Source organism: Candidatus Marifrigoribacter sp. Uisw_064 (genome assembly GCF_047730175.1).
In the GTDB taxonomy this organism is placed as follows: domain Bacteria; phylum Bacteroidota; class Bacteroidia; order Flavobacteriales; family Flavobacteriaceae; genus Marifrigoribacter.
In genome coordinates, this window is sequence record NZ_CP159833.1 from 400001 (window position 1) to 423174 (window position 23174).

21 protein-coding genes, 4 tRNA genes and 2 rRNA genes (1 of these 27 cut by a window edge) are annotated in these 23174 nt (G+C 33.4%); 13 read left to right on the forward strand and 14 right to left on the reverse strand.

The window, feature by feature from the left end:
• The 4 genes from ABXT64_RS01840 to ABXT64_RS01855 all read right to left on the reverse strand — a co-directional run.
• Window positions 1-148 (reverse strand): 23S ribosomal RNA (locus ABXT64_RS01840); it reaches 2683 nt to the left of the window's first position.
• A 123-nt stretch (window positions 149-271) separates the two neighbouring features.
• Window positions 272-345 (reverse strand) — tRNA-Ala (locus ABXT64_RS01845).
• A gap of 138 nt (window positions 346-483) precedes the next feature.
• Window positions 484-557: transfer RNA gene (locus ABXT64_RS01850), tRNA-Ile, on the reverse strand.
• 173 nt (window positions 558-730) lie between these two features.
• Window positions 731-2250: ribosomal RNA gene (locus tag ABXT64_RS01855) — 16S ribosomal RNA — on the reverse strand.
• Together the 16S and 23S rRNA genes with 2 tRNA genes alongside form the textbook arrangement of a ribosomal RNA operon.
• A gap of 839 nt (window positions 2251-3089) precedes the next feature.
• Here ABXT64_RS01855 and thrS point away from each other — a divergent pair.
• The 5 genes from thrS (at window position 3090) to ABXT64_RS01880 (ending at window position 7372) form a co-directional block, all read left to right on the forward strand.
• Window positions 3090-5036: a threonine--tRNA ligase gene (gene thrS, locus ABXT64_RS01860; protein ID WP_443633692.1), complete on the forward strand. Its 1947-nt coding sequence runs from the start codon at window positions 3090-3092 to the stop codon at window positions 5034-5036.
• Window positions 5037-5096: 60 nt separating this feature from the next.
• Complete coding sequence (gene infC, locus ABXT64_RS01865) at window positions 5097-5609, forward strand: translation initiation factor IF-3 (RefSeq protein ID WP_443634900.1); 513 nt, start codon at window positions 5097-5099, stop codon at window positions 5607-5609.
• 65 nt (window positions 5610-5674) lie between these two features.
• Window positions 5675-5872 (forward strand): 50S ribosomal protein L35, encoded by a 198-nt coding sequence (rpmI, locus tag ABXT64_RS01870; RefSeq protein ID WP_443633693.1) that lies wholly within the window; start codon window positions 5675-5677, stop codon window positions 5870-5872.
• Between the two features lie 96 nt (window positions 5873-5968).
• Complete coding sequence (gene rplT, locus ABXT64_RS01875) at window positions 5969-6313, forward strand: 50S ribosomal protein L20 (protein WP_443633694.1); 345 nt, start codon at window positions 5969-5971, stop codon at window positions 6311-6313.
• Between the two features lie 111 nt (window positions 6314-6424).
• Window positions 6425-7372, forward strand: coding sequence for an OmpA family protein (locus ABXT64_RS01880; protein ID WP_443633695.1), 948 nt, complete (start codon window positions 6425-6427; stop codon window positions 7370-7372).
• Window position 7373: 1 nt separating this feature from the next.
• Here ABXT64_RS01880 and ABXT64_RS01885 read toward each other — a convergent pair whose 3' ends face one another.
• The 6 genes from ABXT64_RS01885 to tgt all read right to left on the reverse strand — a co-directional run bounded on the left by ABXT64_RS01885 (window position 7374) and on the right by tgt (window position 14528).
• The gene (locus tag ABXT64_RS01885; RefSeq protein WP_443633696.1) at window positions 7374-8633 is read right to left on the reverse strand and encodes an asparagine synthetase B; all 1260 of its coding nucleotides are present in this window, start codon (window positions 8631-8633) and stop codon (window positions 7374-7376) included.
• Between the two features lie 65 nt (window positions 8634-8698).
• Window positions 8699-10246, reverse strand: a complete 1548-nt coding sequence (dnaB, locus tag ABXT64_RS01890) for a replicative DNA helicase (RefSeq protein ID WP_443633697.1) — start codon at window positions 10244-10246, stop codon at window positions 8699-8701.
• A 156-nt stretch (window positions 10247-10402) separates the two neighbouring features.
• Complete coding sequence (locus ABXT64_RS01895) at window positions 10403-11356, reverse strand: acetyl-CoA carboxylase carboxyltransferase subunit alpha (protein WP_443633698.1); 954 nt, start codon at window positions 11354-11356, stop codon at window positions 10403-10405.
• Window positions 11357-11417: 61 nt separating this feature from the next.
• Window positions 11418-12308 (reverse strand): DMT family transporter, encoded by an 891-nt coding sequence (locus tag ABXT64_RS01900; RefSeq protein ID WP_443633699.1) that lies wholly within the window; start codon window positions 12306-12308, stop codon window positions 11418-11420.
• Window positions 12295-13374, reverse strand: coding sequence for an LptF/LptG family permease (locus ABXT64_RS01905; protein WP_443633700.1), 1080 nt, complete (start codon window positions 13372-13374; stop codon window positions 12295-12297). Before ABXT64_RS01905 ends, ABXT64_RS01900 begins: the two co-directional genes overlap by 14 nt.
• Window positions 13375-13397: 23 nt before the next feature.
• A complete protein-coding gene (gene tgt, locus ABXT64_RS01910) occupies window positions 13398-14528 on the reverse strand; it encodes a tRNA guanosine(34) transglycosylase Tgt (protein WP_443633701.1) in 1131 nt (376 codons plus the stop codon).
• Window positions 14529-14729: 201 nt separating this feature from the next.
• On the opposite strand from tgt, the gene ABXT64_RS01915 reads away from it, so the two are divergent.
• Both ABXT64_RS01915 and ABXT64_RS01920 read left to right on the forward strand, forming a co-directional pair.
• Window positions 14730-15575 (forward strand): transketolase, encoded by an 846-nt coding sequence (locus tag ABXT64_RS01915; RefSeq protein ID WP_443633702.1) that lies wholly within the window; start codon window positions 14730-14732, stop codon window positions 15573-15575.
• 45 nt (window positions 15576-15620) lie between these two features.
• Complete coding sequence (locus ABXT64_RS01920; RefSeq protein ID WP_443633703.1) at window positions 15621-16574, forward strand: transketolase family protein; 954 nt, start codon at window positions 15621-15623, stop codon at window positions 16572-16574.
• A 72-nt stretch (window positions 16575-16646) separates the two neighbouring features.
• On the opposite strand, the gene ABXT64_RS01925 is transcribed toward ABXT64_RS01920, so the two are convergent.
• A complete protein-coding gene (locus ABXT64_RS01925; RefSeq protein ID WP_443633704.1) occupies window positions 16647-17747 on the reverse strand; it encodes a hypothetical protein in 1101 nt (366 codons plus the stop codon).
• A gap of 76 nt (window positions 17748-17823) precedes the next feature.
• On the opposite strand from ABXT64_RS01925, the gene ABXT64_RS01930 reads away from it, so the two are divergent.
• Together ABXT64_RS01930 and ABXT64_RS01935 are read left to right on the forward strand one after the other, a co-directional pair.
• Complete coding sequence (locus ABXT64_RS01930; RefSeq protein ID WP_443633705.1) at window positions 17824-18204, forward strand: RNA-binding S4 domain-containing protein; 381 nt, start codon at window positions 17824-17826, stop codon at window positions 18202-18204.
• Window positions 18205-18238: 34 nt separating this feature from the next.
• Window positions 18239-18742 carry a phosphoribosyltransferase family protein gene (locus ABXT64_RS01935; RefSeq protein ID WP_443633706.1) on the forward strand — a complete coding sequence of 168 codons (504 nt, stop codon included), beginning with the start codon at window positions 18239-18241 and terminating at the stop codon, window positions 18740-18742.
• Here the strand turns inward: ABXT64_RS01935 and ABXT64_RS01940 are convergent.
• Window positions 18734-19255 carry a shikimate kinase gene (locus ABXT64_RS01940; RefSeq protein ID WP_443633707.1) on the reverse strand — a complete coding sequence of 174 codons (522 nt, stop codon included), beginning with the start codon at window positions 19253-19255 and terminating at the stop codon, window positions 18734-18736. The two genes, ABXT64_RS01935 and ABXT64_RS01940, sit on opposite strands and share 9 nt — an antisense overlap.
• Before the next feature lie 154 nt (window positions 19256-19409).
• Between ABXT64_RS01940 and ABXT64_RS01945 the strand changes: the two genes are divergently transcribed.
• The 4 genes from ABXT64_RS01945 to ABXT64_RS01960 all read left to right on the forward strand — a co-directional run bounded on the left by ABXT64_RS01945 (window position 19410) and on the right by ABXT64_RS01960 (window position 20880).
• A tRNA-Lys gene (locus ABXT64_RS01945) sits at window positions 19410-19482 on the forward strand.
• 80 nt (window positions 19483-19562) lie between these two features.
• A tRNA-Leu gene (locus ABXT64_RS01950) sits at window positions 19563-19646 on the forward strand.
• A 128-nt stretch (window positions 19647-19774) separates the two neighbouring features.
• Window positions 19775-19966 carry a cold-shock protein gene (locus ABXT64_RS01955; RefSeq protein WP_443633708.1) on the forward strand — a complete coding sequence of 64 codons (192 nt, stop codon included), beginning with the start codon at window positions 19775-19777 and terminating at the stop codon, window positions 19964-19966.
• A gap of 86 nt (window positions 19967-20052) precedes the next feature.
• Window positions 20053-20880: a sulfurtransferase gene (locus ABXT64_RS01960; RefSeq protein ID WP_443633709.1), complete on the forward strand. Its 828-nt coding sequence runs from the start codon at window positions 20053-20055 to the stop codon at window positions 20878-20880.
• Here the strand turns inward: ABXT64_RS01960 and ABXT64_RS01965 are convergent, their stop codons facing one another.
• Together ABXT64_RS01965 and ABXT64_RS01970 are read right to left on the reverse strand one after the other, a co-directional pair.
• On the reverse strand, window positions 20881-21555 hold the full coding sequence (locus tag ABXT64_RS01965; protein WP_443633710.1) for an NAD(P)H-dependent oxidoreductase: 675 nt from the start codon (window positions 21553-21555) through the stop codon (window positions 20881-20883). It lies immediately after the preceding gene.
• 69 nt (window positions 21556-21624) lie between these two features.
• Entirely contained in the window at window positions 21625-22515 is an 891-nt protein-coding gene (locus ABXT64_RS01970) for a DUF6268 family outer membrane beta-barrel protein (RefSeq protein ID WP_443633711.1), read from the reverse strand.
• Between the last annotated feature and the right edge of the window lie 659 nt (window positions 22516-23174).

The window sequence follows — 23174 nt, forward strand, 5'->3', positions numbered from 1 at the left end:
AACATGTCTTCAACATGCTGGGTTGCCCCATTCGGAAATTTGCGGATCAATTTGTATGTGCCAATCCCCGCAACTTATCGCAGCTTATCACGTCCTTCTTCGTCTCTGAGAGCCTAGGCATTCCCCATACGCTCTTAATTTGCTTATTGTACTTTTTGCTCTTTTAATGAGTTTAATTTAATATTTCGTATATCACTATACTAATATTATTACTTTTCTTGTATTTCTTTTTCCAATATGTCAATGAACGTTTTCAGCCTAATGCTGATTGTGGAGAATATCGGAGTCGAACCGATGACCTCCTGCGTGCAAGGCAGGCGCTCTAGCCAGCTGAGCTAATCCCCCATTTGTTTCAGTTGTCGGTTATCAGTTAACAGTTATCAGTTAATTGATGACTTATACGTCAACTTGGGATACCCAACTTCTAAAATTTCCTTCAATATATAATCATGAACGTCAATAAATATTGCTATCTATTGCTTGTAGTCTCAGGCAGACTCGAACTGCCGACCTCTACATTATCAGTGTAGCGCTCTAACCAGCTGAGCTATGAGACTGTTTTATTCAGTCCGCAGCATTCAGTATTCAGAAAGTAGAAAAAACTACTATCATCTGATACTTCAGACTTATTTAATATTTAAAATTGACAGCTAAACCAAGTAAAAACTTAGATCTCTTTAAAGATCTTCTTGTCGTATCTCCTGTTTAATTCTCATTAAACAAGCTCTAGAAAGGAGGTGTTCCAGCCGCACCTTCCGGTACGGCTACCTTGTTACGACTTAGCCCTAGTTACCAGTTTTACCCTAGGCAGCTCCTTGCGGTCACCGACTTCAGGTACTCCCAGCTTCCATGGCTTGACGGGCGGTGTGTACAAGGCCCGGGAACGTATTCACCGCATCATGGCTGATATGCGATTACTAGCGATTCCAGCTTCACGGAGTCGAGTTGCAGACTCCGATCCGAACTGAGACCGGCTTTCAAGATTCGCTCCTACTCGCGTAGTGGCTGCTCTCTGTACCGGCCATTGTAGCACGTGTGTGGCCCAGGACGTAAGGGCCGTGATGATTTGACGTCATCCCCACCTTCCTCACAGTTTGCACTGGCAGTCTTGTTAGAGTTCCCGACATGACTCGCTGGCAACTAACAACAGGGGTTGCGCTCGTTATAGGACTTAACCTGACACCTCACGGCACGAGCTGACGACAACCATGCAGCACCTTGTAAATTGCCCGAAGGAAAAGGTGTTTCCACCCCTGTCAATCTACATTTAAGCCCTGGTAAGGTTCCTCGCGTATCATCGAATTAAACCACATGCTCCACCGCTTGTGCGGGCCCCCGTCAATTCCTTTGAGTTTCATTCTTGCGAACGTACTCCCCAGGTGGGATACTTATCACTTTCGCTTAGCCACTCAGACCGAAGTCCGAACAGCTAGTATCCATCGTTTACGGCGTGGACTACCAGGGTATCTAATCCTGTTCGCTCCCCACGCTTTCGTCCCTCAGCGTCAATATAGTGTTAGTGACCTGCCTTCGCAATTGGTATTCTAAGTAATATCTATGCATTTCACCGCTACACTACTTATTCTAATCACTTCACACTAATTCAAGATCTACAGTATCAATGGCAATTTTACGGTTGAGCCGCAAACTTTCACCACTGACTTATAAACCCGCCTACGGACCCTTTAAACCCAATGATTCCGGATAACGCTTGGATCCTCCGTATTACCGCGGCTGCTGGCACGGAGTTAGCCGATCCTTATTCTTACAGTACCGTCAAGCCTCTACACGTAGAGGTGTTTCTTCCTGTATAAAAGCAGTTTACAACCCATAGGGCAGTCATCCTGCACGCGGCATGGCTGGATCAGGCTCTCACCCATTGTCCAATATTCCTCACTGCTGCCTCCCGTAGGAGTCTGGTCCGTGTCTCAGTACCAGTGTGGGGGATCCCCCTCTCAGGGCCCCTACCTATCGTAGTCTTGGTGTGCCGTTACCACACCAACAAACTAATAGGACGCATACTCATCTTATACCGTAACCTTTACTATTTATATAATGCTATATTAATAGACTATAGAGGATTAATCCAAATTTCTCTGGGCTATACTCTAGTATAAGGTAGATTGTATACGCGTTACTCACCCGTGCGCCGGTCGTCATCAAGAGCAAGCTCTCATGTTACCCCTCGACTTGCATGTGTTAGGCCTGCCGCTAGCGTTCATCCTGAGCCAGGATCAAACTCTTCATCGTATAATCTTAAATAATATTAATACAACTACAAAGCCCTCAAAAAAATCTCAGGTATTTTACTTAGTTTAGTTTTTCAATATAAATAACTCTAATCCGAAGATTAAAACTATCTACGCTGTCAATTTCAATAAATCAATGAACTTTTCTTAGATCGCTCTAAGAAAAAAATCCTATCGCTAGAATCTCTTGTTAAGTGTAAAGGAATCGAACCTTAATACAACCATTCACTCTCTATTTCAAACTCGCTATATCTCTAAGCGGGTGCAAATATACAACACTTTTTAAACCCTGCAATCTTTTTTGAAAAAATAATAAAAACTTTTTCGATGCCAATCTTGCCTGTTACTCTGAGAGTTTTCGTAGCTCTCTAAGGGGATGCAAATATACAATGCTTTTAATACTTCGCAATGTTTTTTTTTGAAAAAATAATAAAAATTTTTAGATGTCAATCTTGCTTGTTATTCTGAGAGTTTTCGTATCTCTCTAAGCGGCTGCAAATATAGATTGCTTTTTAAAATTAGCAAGTTATTTCTGCCTTTTTTTACTCTTTTTTGTAAAGTTTTTTTCAATGCTTTGAATGCCTAGGATTTATAGATAAATATATTTTATACCTTAATATATATGCTTAAATATTATTTTGTTTTTGCGCTAAAGATGGAACACATTACTTAAGCTCTTTAAGCCTTATAAACAAAAGGTTTGAAAGCGAGGTGCGAAAGCTTGGTTTAACTGCCTAATACAGTTAAAAGCGCCCAAATATAAATTATAATATGCTTCAAAGTTATATTGTGAAATGTTGAAACTCGTAGTATATTTGCAGCTTATAAATATTATACAATATGATAGCTATTACTTTACCAGATGGAAGTGTAAAGCAATTTGAGAAAGGCGCCACTCCAATGGATGTAGCAATTAGTATCAGTGAAGGTTTTGCAAGGAATGTTATATCTGCATCTTATAACGATGTAACCATAGAAACATCTACGCAATTAACCACTGATGGTAATTTAGTACTTTTCTCATGGCGAGATGATGATGGGAAGAAAGCTTTTTGGCATTCATCTGCACATATAATGGCGCAAGCTATCGAAGCATTATTCCCAGGTGTAAAACTTACAATAGGTCCTGCAATTGATAATGGCTTCTACTATGATATTGATTTAGGGGAACATTCTATATCTGATAAAGATTTACCAATTATTGAGAAGAAAATGCTTGAAATAGCAAGAGGGAAACACACCTTCTCTATTCGTGAATCATCAAAAGCTGATGCATTAGCGTATTATCAAAGCCAAAATAATGAATACAAAGTTGAGTTAATAGAGAATTTAGAGGATGGTACCATTACTTTTTGTGATCATGATACTTTTACTGATTTATGCCGTGGTGGACATCTTCCTAATACTGGAATAATTAAAGCTATTAAACTAATGAGTATTGCTGGTGCTTACTGGAGAGGCGATGAAAACAACACGCAGTTAACTCGTATATATGGTATTTCATTCCCTAAACAAAAAGATTTAAAAGAGTATCTCGAATTACTTGAAGAAGCTAAAAAAAGAGATCACAGAAAATTAGGAAAAGAATTAGAACTTTTCACTTTTTCTCAAAAAGTAGGTCAAGGCTTGCCTCTTTGGCTTCCAAAAGGTGCTGCTTTAAGAGAAAGATTAGAAGATTTTTTAAAGAAAGCACAGAAAAAAGCAGGATATGAAATGGTGATTACACCACATATTGCACAAAAGGAACTTTATGTAACTTCTGGTCATTATGAAAAATATGGAGAGGATAGTTTTCAACCCATTCGTACTCCAAAAGAAGGTGAAGAGTTCTATTTAAAACCAATGAACTGTCCTCACCACTGTGAAATTTATAAAAACCGTCAATGGTCTTATAAAGATTTACCTAAGCGTTATGCTGAATTTGGAACGGTTTATAGGTATGAACAAAGTGGAGAATTGCATGGTCTTACCAGAGTACGTGGTTTTACACAAGATGATGCCCACCTTTTTTGTACACCAGACCAATTAGATCAAGAGTTTAAAAATGTAATCGACTTGGTACTTTATGTATTTGGTTCATTAGGTTTTGAAAACTTTACCGCTCAAGTATCTTTAAGAGATCCTGAAAAACCAGAAAAATATATTGGTGATCTTGAAAATTGGGATAAAGCAGAGCAAGCAATTATCAATGCGGCAAACGACAAAGGACTTAATTATGTTATTGAAACTGGAGAAGCTGCCTTTTATGGCCCTAAGTTAGATTTCATGGTGAAAGATGCTTTAGGAAGAAACTGGCAACTAGGTACGATTCAAGTAGATTATAATTTACCTGAACGTTTTGAATTGGAATATAAAGGTAGTGATAATGAGATGCATCGACCTATCATGATTCACCGTGCTCCTTTTGGAAGTATGGAACGATTTATCGCTATTTTATTAGAACATACAGGTGGAAATTTCCCCTTATGGTTAATGCCGGAACAGGTTAGTATTCTTTCTTTAAGTGAAAAATATGAAAAATACGCTGAAAAAGTTTTAAATTTGCTTGAAAAGAACGAAATTCGCGCCCTTGTAGATAATAGAAACGAAACTATGGGTAAAAAAATTCGTGATGCAGAAATGAGCAAAGTACCGTATATGCTCATTGTAGGAGAACAAGAAGAAAAAGATGGTACAGTTTCTGTAAGGAGACATAGTGAAGGTGATATTGGTGTTATGACAACAGAATCATTTTCAGAATTAATAAATAATGAAATTAAAGAAAATACAAAAACGTTTAATGTTTAACTTAAATATTACATAGCCATAGCAATTCGTAGAAAAAGAAGTAAGGGACCCGCAAGGATTATTAAGAAAGATCTACACAATATTAATCGAAATATTCGTGCTGAAGAAGTACGTTTAGTTGGTGAAAATGTTGAAGTAGGTGTTTATACACTTAGTAAAGCATTAGAGATAGCGAAAGAACAAGATTTAGACCTTGTTGAAATATCTCCTAATGCAACTCCTCCTGTTTGTAAAATAATGGAGTATAAGAAATTTGTTTACGAACAGAAAAAGCGTGAGAAGTCTTTAAAGTCGAAAGCAACGAAAGTGATTATTAAGGAAATTAGGTTTGGTCCTAATACTGATGATCATGATTATGAGTTTAAAAAGAAACATGCTATTAAGTTTTTAACTGATGGTGCCAAATTAAAAGCATATGTGTTTTTTAAAGGTCGATCTATTATATTTAAAGACAAAGGGCAGATTCTTTTATTACGACTTGCTCAAGAATTAGAAGAGTATGGTAAAGTAGAACAGATGCCAAAATTAGAAGGGAAACGAATGATTATGTTTATTTCTCCGAAGAAAAAATAAGAAATGTTGCTTTAAAATAAAGCAAATTAAGATAAAGCGAAATAATTAGATAAAAACTAGGAAAAATGCCTAAACAAAAAACAAAATCCAGTGCTAAAAAGAGATTTAGAATTACCGGTACTGGTAAGATTAAAAGAAAGCATGCATTTAAAAGTCATATTTTAACAAAGAAGACTAAAAAACGTAAGCTTGCTTTAACACACGATACACTCGTGCATAAAGCAGATGAGAGTAATGTTAAGCAAATGCTTCGAATGAAGTAAATCTTAACCGGTTAAAAAAAATAATTGTACAACCCTGGAGTATGGCAATAAAAGTATTCAGAAAGTGAATCGCCTGCTACAAAAAAACTTAAAATTATGCCAAGATCAGTAAATTCAGTTGCAAAAAGAGCCCGAAGAAAAAAGGTGATGAAGCAAGCCAAAGGATACTTTGGAAGACGTAAAAACGTATGGACAGTTGCAAAAAATGCTGTTGAGAAAGCAATGTCTTACTCATACAGAGACCGTCGTGCAAAAAAGAGAACATTTCGTGCTTTATGGATCACTCGTATTAATGCGGGTGCCCGTGAACACGGTATGTCTTATTCGCAATTTATGGGAAAAGTAAAAGCTAACAATATCGAATTAAACCGTAAGGTTTTAGCAGATTTAGCTATGAATCACCCAGATGCTTTTGAAGCAATTATAAATAAAGTAAAATAAGACATAAACAATAATTATTTCGCCTAAAAAGCCCTTCTCAATGAGAAGGGCTTTTTTTTTTACAAAAAATGATATTTATAAGAATTTGTATCTTAGTTAAAAATAAATTAAGTGCGCTTTAAATTATTATATGTATTAATCACCCTATTTCTTTCGAGTAATATACTTGTTGCACAAACTAAAACAGGGAAAACATATAAAATAAGTAGATACGATTATATCTATCTTCCTTTAGGAAAAATATCATTTGCAGATAGTATCGTTTCTTTTAAAATGGGTTCACCTGCTCCACAAGTAAAGTATAGAGATCAAGATCAATGCTTACATGAACCAAATTATGTTAGTTACAAAACTCCAAACTTTTTATCTTTAGGATGTAGTGGCACTTTAGTTGTCCATTTTTCAGACAATGGGTTTATGAATTTAAAAGGAAAAGACATCTATATATTTGAGGTTGGTTCAGAAAAAGAAGCAGCTAATATTGAAATTTCTGAAAACGGAATAGATTGGGTAAAAGCTGGGAGTATATCTGGCGGAAAATCAATTATTGATCTCGATGACTACTATATTCCGACCGATGTTATTTATTATTATTTAAAAATTACAGACCTCAGAGGATATTGCAAAAGTAAAAGTGCAGGAGCTGACATTGATGCAATTGCGGCTATCAATAGTGTTTTGAAAATTAATATTAACGCAGACGTACTTTTTGACATTGCTAAATACAATTTAAAGAAAACATCTAAACAGACTTTAGATTCTTTAGTAACAACTATACAGCAGATAGATAAAGCTACTATTGTAATTGAAGGTCATACAGACAGTGATGGCAAAGATGAATACAATTTCCAATTATCAAAAAAGAGATGTCAGACCGTTAAAGATAAATTAAAACTATTATTTGGAAGCGCAGCAAAGTATGACTATATTTTAAAACCCATGGGAGAATCTAAACCTAGAGCTCCAAATGATTCATTTAAAAACAAACAGATCAATAGAAGGGTTGAAATAACTGTTTTACCTCCTAAAGATTATTACGATTCATTACCAGATAATTAATCTAGGTTTTTTGTTTTTTCTTTTTTGCAGCTGGAAATAAAACATTATTTAAAATAAGACGATAGCCTGGAGAATTAGGATGTAAAGCTAATTCAGTTTTAGCGTCTCCTACCCGATGTTGATAATCTTCAGGATCATGTCCTCCATAAAATGTAAAAAATCCTTTTCCTTTTATTCCATGAATATAACGAGCTTCTCCATTCGATTTATTTTCTCCCATCACCAAAACATTTGCTTTTACTTCTTCTCTTGCAAATGATGTGGTTTGTCCCATAAAACCTTTAACCAAGGCAGTATGATTTTGCACTAACATACAAGGAATTGGGTCCCATTTAGCTGAATAATCCATCAATGAAAAATAATCTGTCTCTTTAATTACTTTTCGTCTTCGAGTCATATCAATAGATGAAAACTCATATACCATAGGGCTACGTTCTAATATAAAATCCTTAAATGCGAATGTCTTACTATATTCTATTTTACTTTGATACCCAGGTTCGCTAGGATCTCCATCAAACATAGTTTCGCAAATATCTATGCCTTCAACGGCTAAAGCAATATCATAGCTATCTGTAGCGCTACACATAGCAAACATAAATCCACCTCCTATTACATAATTTCTTATTTTTAAGGCAACATCTCTTTTGGCTTCAGAAACTTTAGCATAGCCTAATTTTGAAGCCAAGGCTTCAGCATCTTTTTTATTTTCAATATACCAAGGTGCTGCTCTATAGGCTCTATAGAATTTTCCATATTGGCCTGTAAAATCTTCATGATGCAAATGCAACCAATCATATAGTAGCAATTGTTCATCTAATACTTCTTCATCATACACTATATCATATGGAATTTCAGCATAGGTCAATACCATCGTAACGGCATCGTCCCAGGGTTGATTTCCTTTAGGAGAATACACAGCAATTCGAGGTGCTTTTTCTAACACTACAGCCTCCATATTTTGGGATGGGCTACTTATTTCTGTAAGAATTTGATCAGCTTTAGCATTGGAAAGGATTTCAAAAGAAACCCCACGTATCTTACATTCTTTTCTTGTTTCTTCTGAATCGGGTAATAAGAAAGATCCCCCTCTATAATTTAAAAGCCATTTTACTTTTTGCTGACGTTCAAGGGTCCAATAAGTTATACCATACGCCTTTAAATGTTCTTTCTGACTTTCAGCATCCATCGGTATTAAGATATACGAAGCTGATACAGGAATAGTAAATAAAAATATAGCTAAAAAGAATAAGATTTTCCTCATAAGGCTAAGATACAGACAATTTCTATTCCAAAACAGAAATTAAATTTAATCATTTCTAAAAATAATTAAAACGGAACATCATTATCTGAAGGTGAAGAATCATTCATAGAACTTCCAAAAGCATCATCTGGATTACCTAATTGATCTGTTTTAAATGTATCATCATTTGCTGCTGCATTCATTCTTGAATGAAACTCAGTAGAAAATTCGAAGGTATCTAAATTTTCAAATTTACCTAAATGGCCTACAAATTTTAATCGTATTTCATCTAAACCACCATTACGATGTTTGGAAACAATAAATTCGGCTTGACCTGCGGTTGGAGTTCGTTCTTCATCATCCCATTCATCAATTTTATAATATTCAGGGCGATAAATAAATGATACGATATCTGCATCTTGCTCAATTGCACCCGATTCACGAAGGTCAGACAATAATGGTCTTTTACTACCCCCTCTTGTTTCTACTGCACGCGATAATTGAGAAAGCGCAATTACTGGAATATTTAATTCTTTAGCTAACGCTTTTAAGTTTCTAGAAATTGTTGATATTTCTTGTTCACGATTACCCCCTTTTTGAGAACCTCCGGCAGTCATTAATTGAAGGTAATCAATCATAATAATTTTAATACCATGCTGTGAAGCTAACCTTCTAGCCTTTGCTCTTAAATCGAAGATGGAAAGTGAAGGGGTATCATCTATAAAAAGTGGCGCGCTTTCTAGGCTCTTTACTTTTACATTAAGTTGCTCCCATTCATGCTTTTCTAACTGTCCCGTTCTTAGTTTTTCTGAAGACAGTCCTGTTTCAGAAGAAATAAGTCGGGTAATTAATTGAACTGAGGACATCTCACAAGAGAAAAATGCAACAGGTACATTATGTTCAACCGCCATGTTTCTAGCCATTGACAAGGTTAATGCTGTTTTACCCATACCTGGACGAGCAGCAATAATAATTAAATCACTTGGTTGCCATCCAGAAGTAAGCTTATCAACTTTTGAAAATCCTGAAGGAATACCTGAAAGACCATCTTTATTTGCAATTTCTTCAATTCTTTTTTTCGCTTGAATTACAAGGTTTTGAGCACTTTCTGATGAACGCTTAATATTCCCTTGTGTTATTTCATATAATTTTGATTCAGCAGTATCTAAAAGATCGAAAACATCGGTTCCTTCATTATATGAATCTTCAATAATTTCATTTGAAATTTTAATCAAACTTCTTTGAATAAACTTTTGAAGAATAATACGTGCATGAAATTCAATATGAGCAGAAGAAGATACTTTTTGAGTTAATTGTATAAGGTAAAACTCACCTCCAACACTTTTAAGCTTACCTTCTTTCTTTAATCTAGCAGAAACAGTTAATAAGTCTACAGGTTCACTTTTTTCAAAAAGTGTAAATATGGCTTCAAAAATATGTTTATGTGCTTCTTTATAAAAGACTTCTGCATGTAGAATATCGATTACCTCATCCACTCCTTTTTTATCAATCATCATTGCTCCAAGCACAACCTCCTCTAGGTCAATTGCTTGCGGAGGCAGCTTCCCTTTTTCAAGTGAAATAACTTGGGAGCTACGTTGTGGATAATTGGATTGAGGTTTTAATTTTTCCATTAAGCTAATGTAAATAAATTGTAATGAGTAAAGCTCTTTTTTTAAAGCTCTATTGTTCACTAGATAAAGTTAATAAATTGAATAATATTGTTAATAACCATAAAAAAATCCGAAATTAAAATTTCGGATTTTCATAAAGTATTATCGTTGTTGGACTTAACTATTATAAACACCCATTTGAGAATATTTATCCATCCTTTTTTCTACTAATTCTTTTGGGGATAAGTTATTTAATTCCAAAAAAGTTTTGGTGATTTCATTAGAAACAATCAAAAAAGTTTTTTCCCTATTGCTATGAGCACCTCCTAGTGGTTCACGTACAATTTTATCTATTAGTTTTTGTTTTTTCATATCTGCAGCAGTTAACTTTAACGCTTCAGCTGCTTGTTCTTTATACTCCCAACTTCTCCAAAGTATGGAGGAGCAACTTTCTGGAGAAATCACTGAATACCATGTGTTTTCAAGCATTAATACTTTATCTCCTACTCCTATTCCTAAAGCACCTCCACTAGCTCCTTCGCCTATAATTATTACAATGATTGGCACTTTTAAACGTGTCATTTCAAGAATATTACGTGCAATTGCTTCCCCTTGTCCTCTTTCTTCTGCTTCTAAACCTGGATATGCACCTGGAGTATCTATAAATGAAACTACAGGTATATTAAATTTTTCAGCAGATTTCATTAAACGCAACGCTTTTCTATATCCTTCAGGATTTGCCATACCAAAATTTCGATACTGACGGGTCTTTGTATTATATCCTTTTTGTTGACCTATAAACATATAGGTTTGGTCACCAATTTTACCAAGACCTCCAACCATAGCTTTATCATCTTTAAAATTACGATCTCCATGTAATTCTAAAAAAGTATCTCCGCAAATGGCTCTTATATAATCAAGAGTATAAGGTCTACCGGGATGTCTTGATAACTGAACACGTTGCCAAGCCGTTAGGTTTTTATATATCTCCTTTTTAGTTTCGTTTAATTTTTTTTCTATCTGATCGCAAGTTTCAGATACATCAACTTCATTGTCTTCTCCAATTTCACAAGCTTTTTCGTATTGCTCCTGTAACTCTTTGATAGGTAATTCAAAATCAAGATATTCCATAGTATCTAATATTGTATTATTTGAATAGTAGGGAACAAATATAAAATAATGTTATTAGGTATTAATGAATCTTAGCCTTTTTTATCCTAGTTTTTATATATCCATTAATGATGACCGTTATAAAAATTATCAGGGCACCATAATAAAACTGTGGGCTCATATATTCATTATCTCCTAAGATGACTAATGCCAATAATATACCGTAAACAGGTTCCATATTTGTGGTTAACATTACTGTGTATGGACTGATCCATTTCATAACATGCACTGATGCAATAAAAGCGTATGCGGTACAAAATGAGGCTAGAATAATTAAATAAAGCCAATCATCGCTTGTTAATTTGAAAAAAGAAGGTGTAAAAGAACCTTTAAAGAATAAGAATACTGTAATACAAAAAACTCCCGCTAACAATTCATAAAAAGTTATTACTGATGGCGAATGTTTTTCAACAAATTTCCCGTTAAAAACTGAAAATAAAGCGCCTAAGAATGAAGATGCTAATGCCAATAAAATTCCTAAAAAGTAATTGGATTCGAATTTAAATATTACATATAAACCTATGACGACAATTAAACCAAAGAACACTTCATACCCTTTCACCTTTCTTCGATACATTATAGGTTCTAAAAAAGAAGCAAAAAAAGCACCTGTTGACATTACTGCAAGTGTTACTGATACATTTGAAACTTTAATAGCGGAAAAAAAAGCCAGCCAATGAAGTGCAATAATAAATCCAACAGCACAAAATTTAGCAATCGTTTTCCATGGAATCTTTAAAGATTCTTTTCTATAAAGAACAATCATTAAAACAAATCCTGTAGCGAGAAGCATTCTATACCAAACCAATGGAATTGCATCTATAGAAATTAGGGCGCCCAATATAGCCGTGAATCCCCAAATAAACACAATAAAGTGTAAATGCAAATAATTTAGCAGCTTAGCGTTTTGCATTTCTTAAAAGATATACTGCTAATATTGCAAAGACAAAGTTTGGAAACCAAGTAGCTACTATTGGAGAAAAGTCACTTTCTTCAGCCATGGTTCCGAATATTTTATCGAAAAATATAAATGTCATACCAATACCTATTCCAATTGCTAGGTTTACTCCCATTCCTCCTCTTCTTTTAATTGAAGAAACTGCAACAGCTATAATGGTAAGTATGTACGCAGATATTGGAAGACTCCATCGTTTATTACTAACAACTTCATATCTATTAATATAAGAAGATCCTCTCTTTTTTTCTCTGTCTATAAAATCATTTAATTCTGAATAATTTAAGGTTTCAGCTATATATTCTACTGGAGTTAAATCTTCCATTTCAAAAGCAAAAGTTGTATCTAGTTTTGGTTTACTTTCTAATATATCATTGTGTTCTCCTATGATCCGCTTTGTATAGTTTGAAAGCGTATAGGTTGAATCATTCTCATTAAATTTTATTCTTTTTGCTATTATTTTATAAATCATTTCATTCTCTTCAAAATGTTCTAACGTAAAATCATTTCCCGATTTTTTTGCTACATTAAAATAACTCACATAGATATAATCATTATCATTGATCTGCCTATACACCTGGGCCCTTTCCCTATCTTGCTTCCCTCTGCTTAAATATTCATACTTAAACTCATTAAAACCCTTACTAGCTTTTGGGGCCAAATACATTCCTAAAACCAATCCTCCAATACAAACAATTGTTGCCCCTATAATATAAGGTCTTAAAAATCTATAAAAAGAAACACCACTACTTAAAAATGCAATTATCTCTGTGTTGTTTGCCAACTTTGAAGTAAACCAAATAACCGATAAGAATAAAAATAATGGAAATAATAAGTTTGCAAAATAGATCGTAAAATCATAAAAATATTTAAGTACGATCATAAAGGGCACCTCGTTCTCAAGTATTTTATCAATTTTTTCAGCAAGGTGAACTGTAATACCAATTGGAATAAAAAGTAAAAGCAGTAAGGCGAAAGTACCTAAGTATTTTTTTAAAATATATCTATCTAGAATGCTAAGCATATAGGAGTTTAAATTTTATTGGCTTATAACCTTTTATCCATTTGTTTAACCATTATACTTTTCCAAGTACTAAAGTCACCCGCTAATATATGCTTTCTAGCTTCACGAACCAACCATAAATAAAAGCCTAAATTGTGTATCGTTGCAATTTGTCTTCCCAACATTTCATTCACGGTAAAAAGGTGTCTTAAGTATGCTTTACTATAAGCGGTATCGACCCAAGTAATATTCATTTCATCAATGGCAGAAAAATCATCTTCCCATTTTTTATTTTTTATATTAATGGTTCCATGTGCTGTAAAAAGCATTCCATTTCTTCCATTTCGAGTAGGCATTACACAATCGAACATATCGATTCCTAAAGCAATGTTTTCAAGAATATTAATTGGAGTACCTACTCCCATTAGGTATCTTGGTTTATCCTTTGGAAGTATTGCCGTGACAACTTCTGTCATTTCGTACATTTCATCCGCAGGTTCTCCTACTGAAAGCCCTCCTATCGCATTTCCTTCGGCTCCAACTGAAGCAATATATTCAGCAGATTGCTTTCTTAAATCCTTATAGGTACTACCTTGTACTATTGGAAAAAACGTTTGATTATAATCGTATTTTAAAGGTGTTTTCTCTAAGTGTTTCATACAACGATCTAGCCATCTATGAGTCATATGCATTGATCTTTTTGCATAATTGTATTCGCAAGGATATGGCGTACATTCATCGAAAGCCATAATTATATCTGCTCCTATAGAACGTTGAACTTCCATTACATTTTCTGGAGTAAAAACATGATAGCTTCCATCGATATGTGACTTAAATTTAACTCCCTCTTCTTTTATTTTTCGATTAGATGAAAGTGAATATACCTGATATCCACCACTATCGGTTAAAATATTACCTTCCCAATTCATAAATTTATGAATACCTCCAGCTTTTTCAAGAATAGGAACTCCGGGGCGTAAATAAAGATGATAGGTGTTTCCTAAAATAATATCTGGCTTTATATCTTCTTTTAATTCACGTTGATGTACACCCTTAACTGTAGCAACAGTACCTACTGGCATAAAAATTGGAGTTTCTACAATTCCATGATCTAATGTAATTGTTCCCGCTCTAGCTTGACTTGCTATGTCAGTTGATTCTAATTTAAATTGCATTCGCTTAATTTATTTACTTGCATTTTTGCAAACGGTTACAAAGATAAAATGATTTGTGAATTTGATTGGATATTTTTCAATTTATAGGAATACTTTATAATTCTGTTAACAAAACAACCAAATCGTTGATAACTGACGAGTATATGATTTTGTTCAACTTTTTCAAAAGGCTACTTTTGAAGCAGAAAAATTTCAAAAAAAATGACTGATTATAAATACCTTGAAGATTTAGTAACTCAAGTTCGAAGAGACATTTTAAGACAGGTTCACAAAGTAAATTCAGGACACCCTGGAGGTTCATTAGGCTGTGCAGAGTTCTTTGTTTCATTATTCCAAGAAATCATGGATAGAAATGATACGTTCTCAATGGATGGAAAAGATGAAGATTTATTCTTTCTATCCAATGGTCATATCTCCCCTGTTTTTTATAGTGTTTTAGCACGTTCTGGATATTTTCCAGTAGATGAATTGAATACATTTAGATTACTAAACACAAGATTACAAGGACATCCAACAACCCATGAAGGTTTGCCTGGAATCCGAATAGCATCTGGATCATTAGGTCAAGGAATTTCGGTTGCTTTAGGGGCAGCACAATCTAAAAAACTTAATAATGACTCACATCTAATTTATACCCTTTGTGGAGATGGAGAGTTACAAGAGGGGCAAAACTGGGAAGCTATAATGTATGCAGCTGGTAATAAAGTAGATAATTTAATTGTTACCATAGATTTTAATGGACAACAAATTGATGGATCTACTGATACTGTTCTTCCTTTAGGGAATTTAAGAGCTAAGTTTGAAGCTTTTGGATGGGATGTATTAGATATAGAAGATGGAAATAATCTTGAATCGATTATTAAAGGAATGGGGCAGGCTAAAGAAAAAACTGGTAAAGGAAAACCTGTTTGTGTTCTTTTACATACAGTAATGGGTAATGGTGTAGATTTTATGATGCACACTCATGCTTGGCATGGTAAAGCTCCAAATGATGATCAGCTAGAGATTGCATTGGAACAGAATCAAGAAACTCTTGGAGACTATTAAAAAAAAAATTAAATTTTTAAAAATACCTGTTTACTCGGGCATATTATGAAAAAATATATTGACAGTGGTAAAAAAGATACTCGATCTGGTTTTGGAGCTGGATTAACCGAATTAGGAGCATCCAATCCTAATGTAGTTGCACTTTGTGCAGATTTAATTGGTTCTCTTAAAATGGATGATTTTAAAAAAAATCATCCTGAACGATTTTTTCAGATTGGGATTGCTGAAGCAAATATGATGGGAATTGCAGCGGGAATGACTATTGGAGGGAAAATTCCTTTTACTGGTACTTTTGCTAATTTTTCGACAGGAAGAGTATATGATCAAATTCGACAAAGTATTGCATACAGTAATAAAAATGTGAAAATTTGTGCTTCACATGCTGGGCTTACTTTAGGAGAAGACGGTGCTACGCATCAAATTCTTGAAGATATTGGCTTAATGAAAATGTTACCTGGAATGACCGTTATTAATACGTGTGATTTCAATCAAACAAAAGCAGCGACTTTAGCAATTGCAGAACATAATGGCCCTGTATACTTGCGATTTGGAAGACCTAAAGTTGCTAATTTTACTGATGAAAATCAATTGTTTGAAATAGGAAAAGCAGTTCATTTACTAGAAGGTACTGATGTAACGATCGTTGCAACAGGGCATTTAGTTTGGGAAGCATTAGAAGCTGCTGAAACTTTGAATAAACAAGGAATTTCTGCAGATGTAGTTAATATTCATACTATTAAACCACTAGATGATAGCGCTATTTTAAAAAGCGTTGCAAAAACGGGTTGCATTGTTACTGCTGAAGAACATAATTTTTTAGGTGGATTAGGAGAAAGTGTGGCTCGAGTTTTAGCCTTAAATGATCCAAAACCTCAAGAATTTATAGCTACTCAAGATACTTTTGGGGAGTCTGGAACACCAGAACAACTAATGGAAAAATACGGCTTAAATGCTGATGCAATTGTAAAAGCTTCTTTAAAAGTTATTTCTAGAAAATAATAATTGCATCTATAAAATAAAAAAACCTCTTAATAATTATTAAGAGGTTTTTTTATGGATATTATTTTACAACTAACTATTATCTGTATCTAAATAATCTGGCGTACCATCACCATCTGTATCTGTTAATGTTATTGTAGTTATTGTTCTTATGATTTGTCCTTCATCATTTTCTTCTTCTTCTCTATCAATCTCATATTCATTTGAAGCTAATACAGGGTCAGATTCTCCATTCGTTACATTTACAACATAATCTTGAGTAACTATTTCATCTACAGTTAAAGTACCATCATTATCATCATCTGGATCTACAAAGTTCGGAAAACCATCACTATCAGTGTCATCATCTTCTTCAAGTCCATTTCCATTTACATCTTCTAATAAAGAATACACAGTATCACCATCTTGATCACCAACATCTACTTGAAACAATTTGAATGTAAATATTAACTGATTATAAGATCCTATTCCAGATCCAGGAGGTGGAGAGGAAAAATATGCCAAGCCAGAAGGTATAAACATAACTCCTACTCCAAAATCTTCAGAATACGTTACAGTACCATCGGGTTGTTCCATTGCTTCACTAGTTGCAGCTTTAAACTCAATCATGGTATCTTGAAAACCATCAACTAATTGAGTTAAATCAAATCGAACTGGTGTAACTGCTGCATCAAAAAGGTTGGTTGGGTACACTTCTTTTAAATCATTATTATCAACAACACCGTCATTATTTTCATCTACATCAGACAAGATTGAATTTGAAGTTAGTGCTCTTCCTTCATAGGTTATCGTACATAGATCTGGGAAAGAAGCCCCATCACCATCACCTTCTATTGCTGAAAGGTAATATAATGTATAGCTAACATTATCTTCAAATCTATCACTTACTGTTTTTGAAGAAACTTGATCCATTAAAGGAGTTTTAGTCGCATTTTCTCCAGCTAGTGTATCAATAACTACTGCGTAATCAAAACCAGCAGGTGGATTTACAAACTCTTCATAGTTATAAAAATGAGTTTCTAAATACGTTTCAATCATTAATTGAGCATTAACAGCTTCCTCTCCTCTATCAAGCTCCGGTACTGTAATTACACCATCATCATCTTTTTTACAAGAAATAATAGTAAGAAATGCCAATGTTATTATAGGTAATAAAAAATATACTTTCTTCATCTTAAATTTTTATGGCTGCAAGATACAATTTTCTTTATTTTTGTTAAATAGATTAACGTTTTTTAAGCAGAATTTTATGAGAGTAGACAAATATTTATGGTGTATCCGTTATTTTAAGTCTAGAAGCCTTGCAACTCAAGCTTGCAAAAAAGGAGCCGTCCGTATTAACGGTACTATAATTAAAGCTTCGAGAGAAGTTTTTCCTTCAGATAAAATTGTAGTAAGAAAAAACCAAATAAACTACGAAATAGAAGTTCTAGATCTACCTAAAAGCAGACTTGGCGCTAAACTAGTAGACTTATACAGAAAAGACATTACTCCTAAAGAAGCTTTTGCAAATAGCGAATTACTAAAATTTGCAAAAGATCATTATCGTAAAAGAGGAACAGGAAGACCTTCTAAAAAAGACCGAAGAGATATTGATGATTTTACTAAACCTGATGGAGAAGAAGAATAAATTGATTTGTATATTTGATTAAAATATAGATTCTATGACCGCATCTGATACTATTATTCTCGATAAAACTCAAATTTCACATAAATTAAGACGAATTGCATATCAAATTTATGAAAGCAATACAAAGGAAGAAGAGATTGTGATTGCTGGAATTTATGAAAACGGTTATATTCTTGCCAAGAAATTAAAAACGATTGTTGAATCAATTTCTCCATTAAAAGTGAATCTCTGTAAGGTTATTATCGATAAAAAGAAACCTACAAATGACATAGAAACCTCTATTAAGTCTGAAAACTATATGAATAAATCTATTGTTTTAGTAGACGATGTATTGCATTCTGGAACTACCTTAATATATGGCGTTAAGCATTTCCTTGAGGTTCCGATTAAAAAAATTAAAACGGTAGTTCTTGTAGATAGAAATCATAAAAATTTTCCAATCAAAGCAGATTTCAAGGGGATTTCATTATCGACTTCGCTCAATGAAAATGTAGCTGTTGTTTTTGAAAAGAACAATTATTATGCTTTACTAGAATAGCTTCATTATTATCTCCTCAACAATTTCATGAATTGATTTTTCATCTACGGCTACAATTAAAGAAGATTGATTATAATAGTAAGTTCTTTCAAATAGATGTTTTCTTATAAAATCATTTAAGCTTACTTTATTTTCAAGATGTGCAATTAAGGGTCGGTGCGATTTTTCTTTAAATAATCGATTTGTTAACACCTTAACGGGTGCTTTAAGGTAAATTGTTATTACTTCATCATCATTATTTAGATCATTCATTAAATTACCATAACAAGGAGTACCTCCACCTGTGGATATAATTATTTTTTTTGAATCAGCAATTGCCTCTTTTAATGTTGTTATTTCTTTATTTCTGAAATAAATTTCTCCTTTTTCTGAAAATATTTCTGAAATCTTCTTCCCTTCATTCGTTTCAATTAAATGATCAAGATCTAGAAAAGGGCACGTTATTGTCTCAGCTAATTGCTGTCCAACTGCTGTTTTCCCTGATCCCATATAGCCAATTAATACAATTTTCATAAGAATATTTTACTGCTAAACCTTGATTGTTAAAGTGTTTTAAATATTTATCAAATTTAAAGTAAATACCTTTGAAAAATAAATATAATGATAGTATATTTGCACCCGCATTAAAGGATATATTGATTACAGATTGTAACAAATATTAAAAAATGATCTGATAGCTCAGTTGGTAGAGCATCTCCCTTTTAAGGAGAGGGTCCTGGGTTCGAGCCCCAGTCAGATCACAAATCTCAAAAAAGTTAAGCTACAAAGTTTAACTTTTTTTTTACCCAAAAGTCACGTAATTTGACCACAGGTAAAATCTACCCGAGTGCTGGAATTGGTAGACAGGCATGGTTGAGGGCCATGTGTTCTTTAGGATGTGTGGGTTCAAGTCCCATCTCGGGTACTAATACCATTATAATATTAGAATGGTATAAAAGCTGTCTTTATAGATGGCTTTTTTTATACAATGAAATAAAATATTTCTGGTATCATAATTGAATAACACATAGTATATTAATTTAAAATATAATTATGAATACAGGAACAGTAAAATTTTTCAATGAAGCCAAAGGTTTTGGTTTTATCACTGAAGAAGGTTCAAACAGCGAACATTTTGTTCACATTACAGGAGTTAACGACGAAATTCGCGAAGGCGATGAAGTTCAATTTGAACTCCAAGAAGGAAAAAAAGGATTAAACGCAGTCAATGTAACAGTTATCTAATATATACTACCTATTTTTTAAAAAAGAAGCCTATCCGTTTGGATAGGCTTTTTTAGTATATTTACTTTTCATCTACTTTTTGACTTATGCCCAACATACTCGTATCTTCTCAATGGTTAAAAGACCATCTAAGCAGTCCGAACTTAATCATTTTAGACGCTCACCTTCCTTCCAATACTTCAAAAATTGCTTCAACCCTAGAAGGTCTTCAAATTAAAAACGCACGTTTATTCGATATTAAAAATACGTTTAGCGATCAAAATTCTGAGCTACCAAATACGCTTCCAAGTCCTAAATATTTTGAAACCTCTTGTAGAAGTATAGGAATCAATAAAGACAGTATAATTGTGGTGTATGATCAAATAGGAATATACACCAGTCCAAGAGTTTGGTGGATGTTTAAAACAATGGGGCATGATAATGTATATCTTCTAAACGGAGGACTTCCGGAATGGATATCTCAAGGTTTTGAAACAGAAGAAAAACAAAACGCTAGCTATGCCAAAGGGAATTTTAAAGCGCAATTGAATCCCAACGCTGTAAAAAATTCTAATCAACTTTTAGAAAACTTAAACACAAATGAATTTACCGTGTTAGATGCTCGTTCCTCAGATCGATTTAAGGGAGAGAAAAAAGAACCGAGAGAAGGCTTGCGTAGTGGCTGTATTCCTAGTTCTATAAACCTACCTTTCACTGAAGTTTTAGAAAACGGTACATTTAAATCTGTAGCTGAGTTAAAAAATATTTTTAATTATTTAAAGCTAGACGAAAAAGAATTAATTTTTTCTTGTGGTTCTGGAATTACAGCCTGTATTACTTTAGTAGCAAGTGAACTAATTTCAGAAAAGAAAACAGCTATTTATGATGGTTCTTGGACTGAATGGGGGCAAAATCATCAATTACCTATTGCCTAATTATTTAAACTCAATAATCACCTCTTCGACACCTCTTCGAACTTTTTTAAATTCAGAAAAAATATCATCTTTAGCTCGGTATCCAACTGCTAATACTAAAACTGATGTCAGTCCTTTTTCATTTAAATTGAAATAAGTATCATACTTCTCTGGATCAAATCCTTCAATTGGGCAGGCATCAATGTCCTCAATAGCACAAACAGTGAGTAAATTTCCTAAGGCTAAATAGGCTTGTTTTTGCATCCAAACATTAATTTCTTCAGAACTTTTTTCAGAAAAAGAACCTATTAAAAACTCTTGAAATGGATCTAATATTTTTCGAGGTGTATTTCGGATATCTTCTACTAAATTGAAATAATCTTTTATATACGTGGCATCCATTTTCGTTTCGGTACATAGCACCAAAATATGCGATGCATTTCCTACCTGAGCTTGATTCATAGACATAGGCACTATATCTTTCAGCGCATCAGGATTACTAATCACCAACATTTTTAAAGGCTGTAAACCATAGGAAGTAGCTGTTAAATTAAATGATTCTTTTAAAATAGTTAACTTCTCTTCGGAAAGCTTTTTTGAATCATCAAAATTTTTAACAGCATAGCGCCATTGTAATTTTTCAAGAATCGTTGAAGGTATTGTCATTTCAATTTTATTTTCAACAAAAGTAATCATAGCTCGTTGAAGAAATTAAAAATATAGATAAGAATATTTTATAGGTAGGATGAAAGAAATTATAGCAAATTAAAGTTTAAATCGAATACCGGTTCTAAGATATAAACTAGGCTTATTATCTAAGGTGAAAATTCTATTATGATTCTTATCCTTTAAACTTGCATTATTAGAAAAAATATATGCACTTCTAGCATAAATTTGTAAATGCTCAGTAAAATAATATTCGTATTGCAAACCACTAATAATCACTGACATATTTATTGTTTCTGCTGAGGTATCATCATTTAATAAAACCCCACCTTGTAAGTTGGCAGTAAATCCATCTAATTCAGCATATAATTTTATATTTTGTTTGTGAGATATATGAAATTGTAAATCTGTTTTTGGTATTCCTAAATTAAATGACCAATTTCTATGAAATTTTTTAGAATAACTTATAAAAGGTAGTGGAAATGGAATCCCTCTATTTTCTGAATAAGAAACCCCCAGTATTAATCGGTAAGGGTATTTAATGTCTTCGCTTTTTTCTTGTTTTTTAACGAAAATAATATCTCCTGAAATAACAACATCTTCAAAACTTAATGAATTTGCGTTCAAATTGGTACTAAACCCGGGTTTAACTCTTATACCAAATCTCCAATTATTTTTAATAGGTTTTGTAAAACCGAAACTAAAATCTAAGCTTTGAAAATCATTGATAAGGCTTTCATCAAACGGAAAATCGGTTCTATTTATTCGTAAATTAATATTACTATAGTCTAGGCCTAATAGTAAATAATTTTCTTTTTTCTTTAATTTAATAGGATAGTTAATCAGTGCTCTTGCTCTGGAGTATTCAATACCAGAAGTAAAATCAGGAACAAAAGTATAGTCTATTCTTGCTAAATCTGTTAATTGAGCATGACAATTTATTCCAAAGAGAAATCCAATAAAATAAATAATAACAAATTTTGACTTCATTTAACGATATATATTTTTTACAAATGACCCAATACTTAATCCTTGCACAATAATAGAGAATATAACCACTACATAGGCTATATCTAAAAATAATATTTGCAGATTGGTCATTGCTTAAACTTAATGCTAGGGCTATTGAAATACCTCCACGAAAACCTCCCCAAGTAAGAATTAAAATTGTTTTTAATGGTGTATTCTCTTCGTGTTTTAATAATCAATAAGGTAAATATACAGAAATTGATGTAATGGTTTATGAGTTATATGGTTGACGGAAGAGGAAATCACCATAGTGGAGAGATCTTAATAACAAATAAAGTTGATTAGGCAATTCACGAACTCCTTTTTAAAAAAAAACAAAGCCCTATCATCATTACGATAGTAGGGCTTTGTTTCTATAGATAAGGACTACTCGCTTTGCTCGTAATCCCAATTGGTAATCCGGAGCATTACCATAACAAAATTTTGTTTAAACAAAATCAAAAGTCCAGTGGACTTTTGGTGAAGGTACCCGCGAAGCGGCCAGTAGGATCTCTTTAGGATTACTCGCTTTGCTCGTGATCCCTAAAACGTAATCCTGGGCAAGCATTGAAACCATAACAAGCTAGCGCTTGTTGTTTTTTTGTTTTTACCCTCACTTACAAAAGTGAACTTTTGACGTT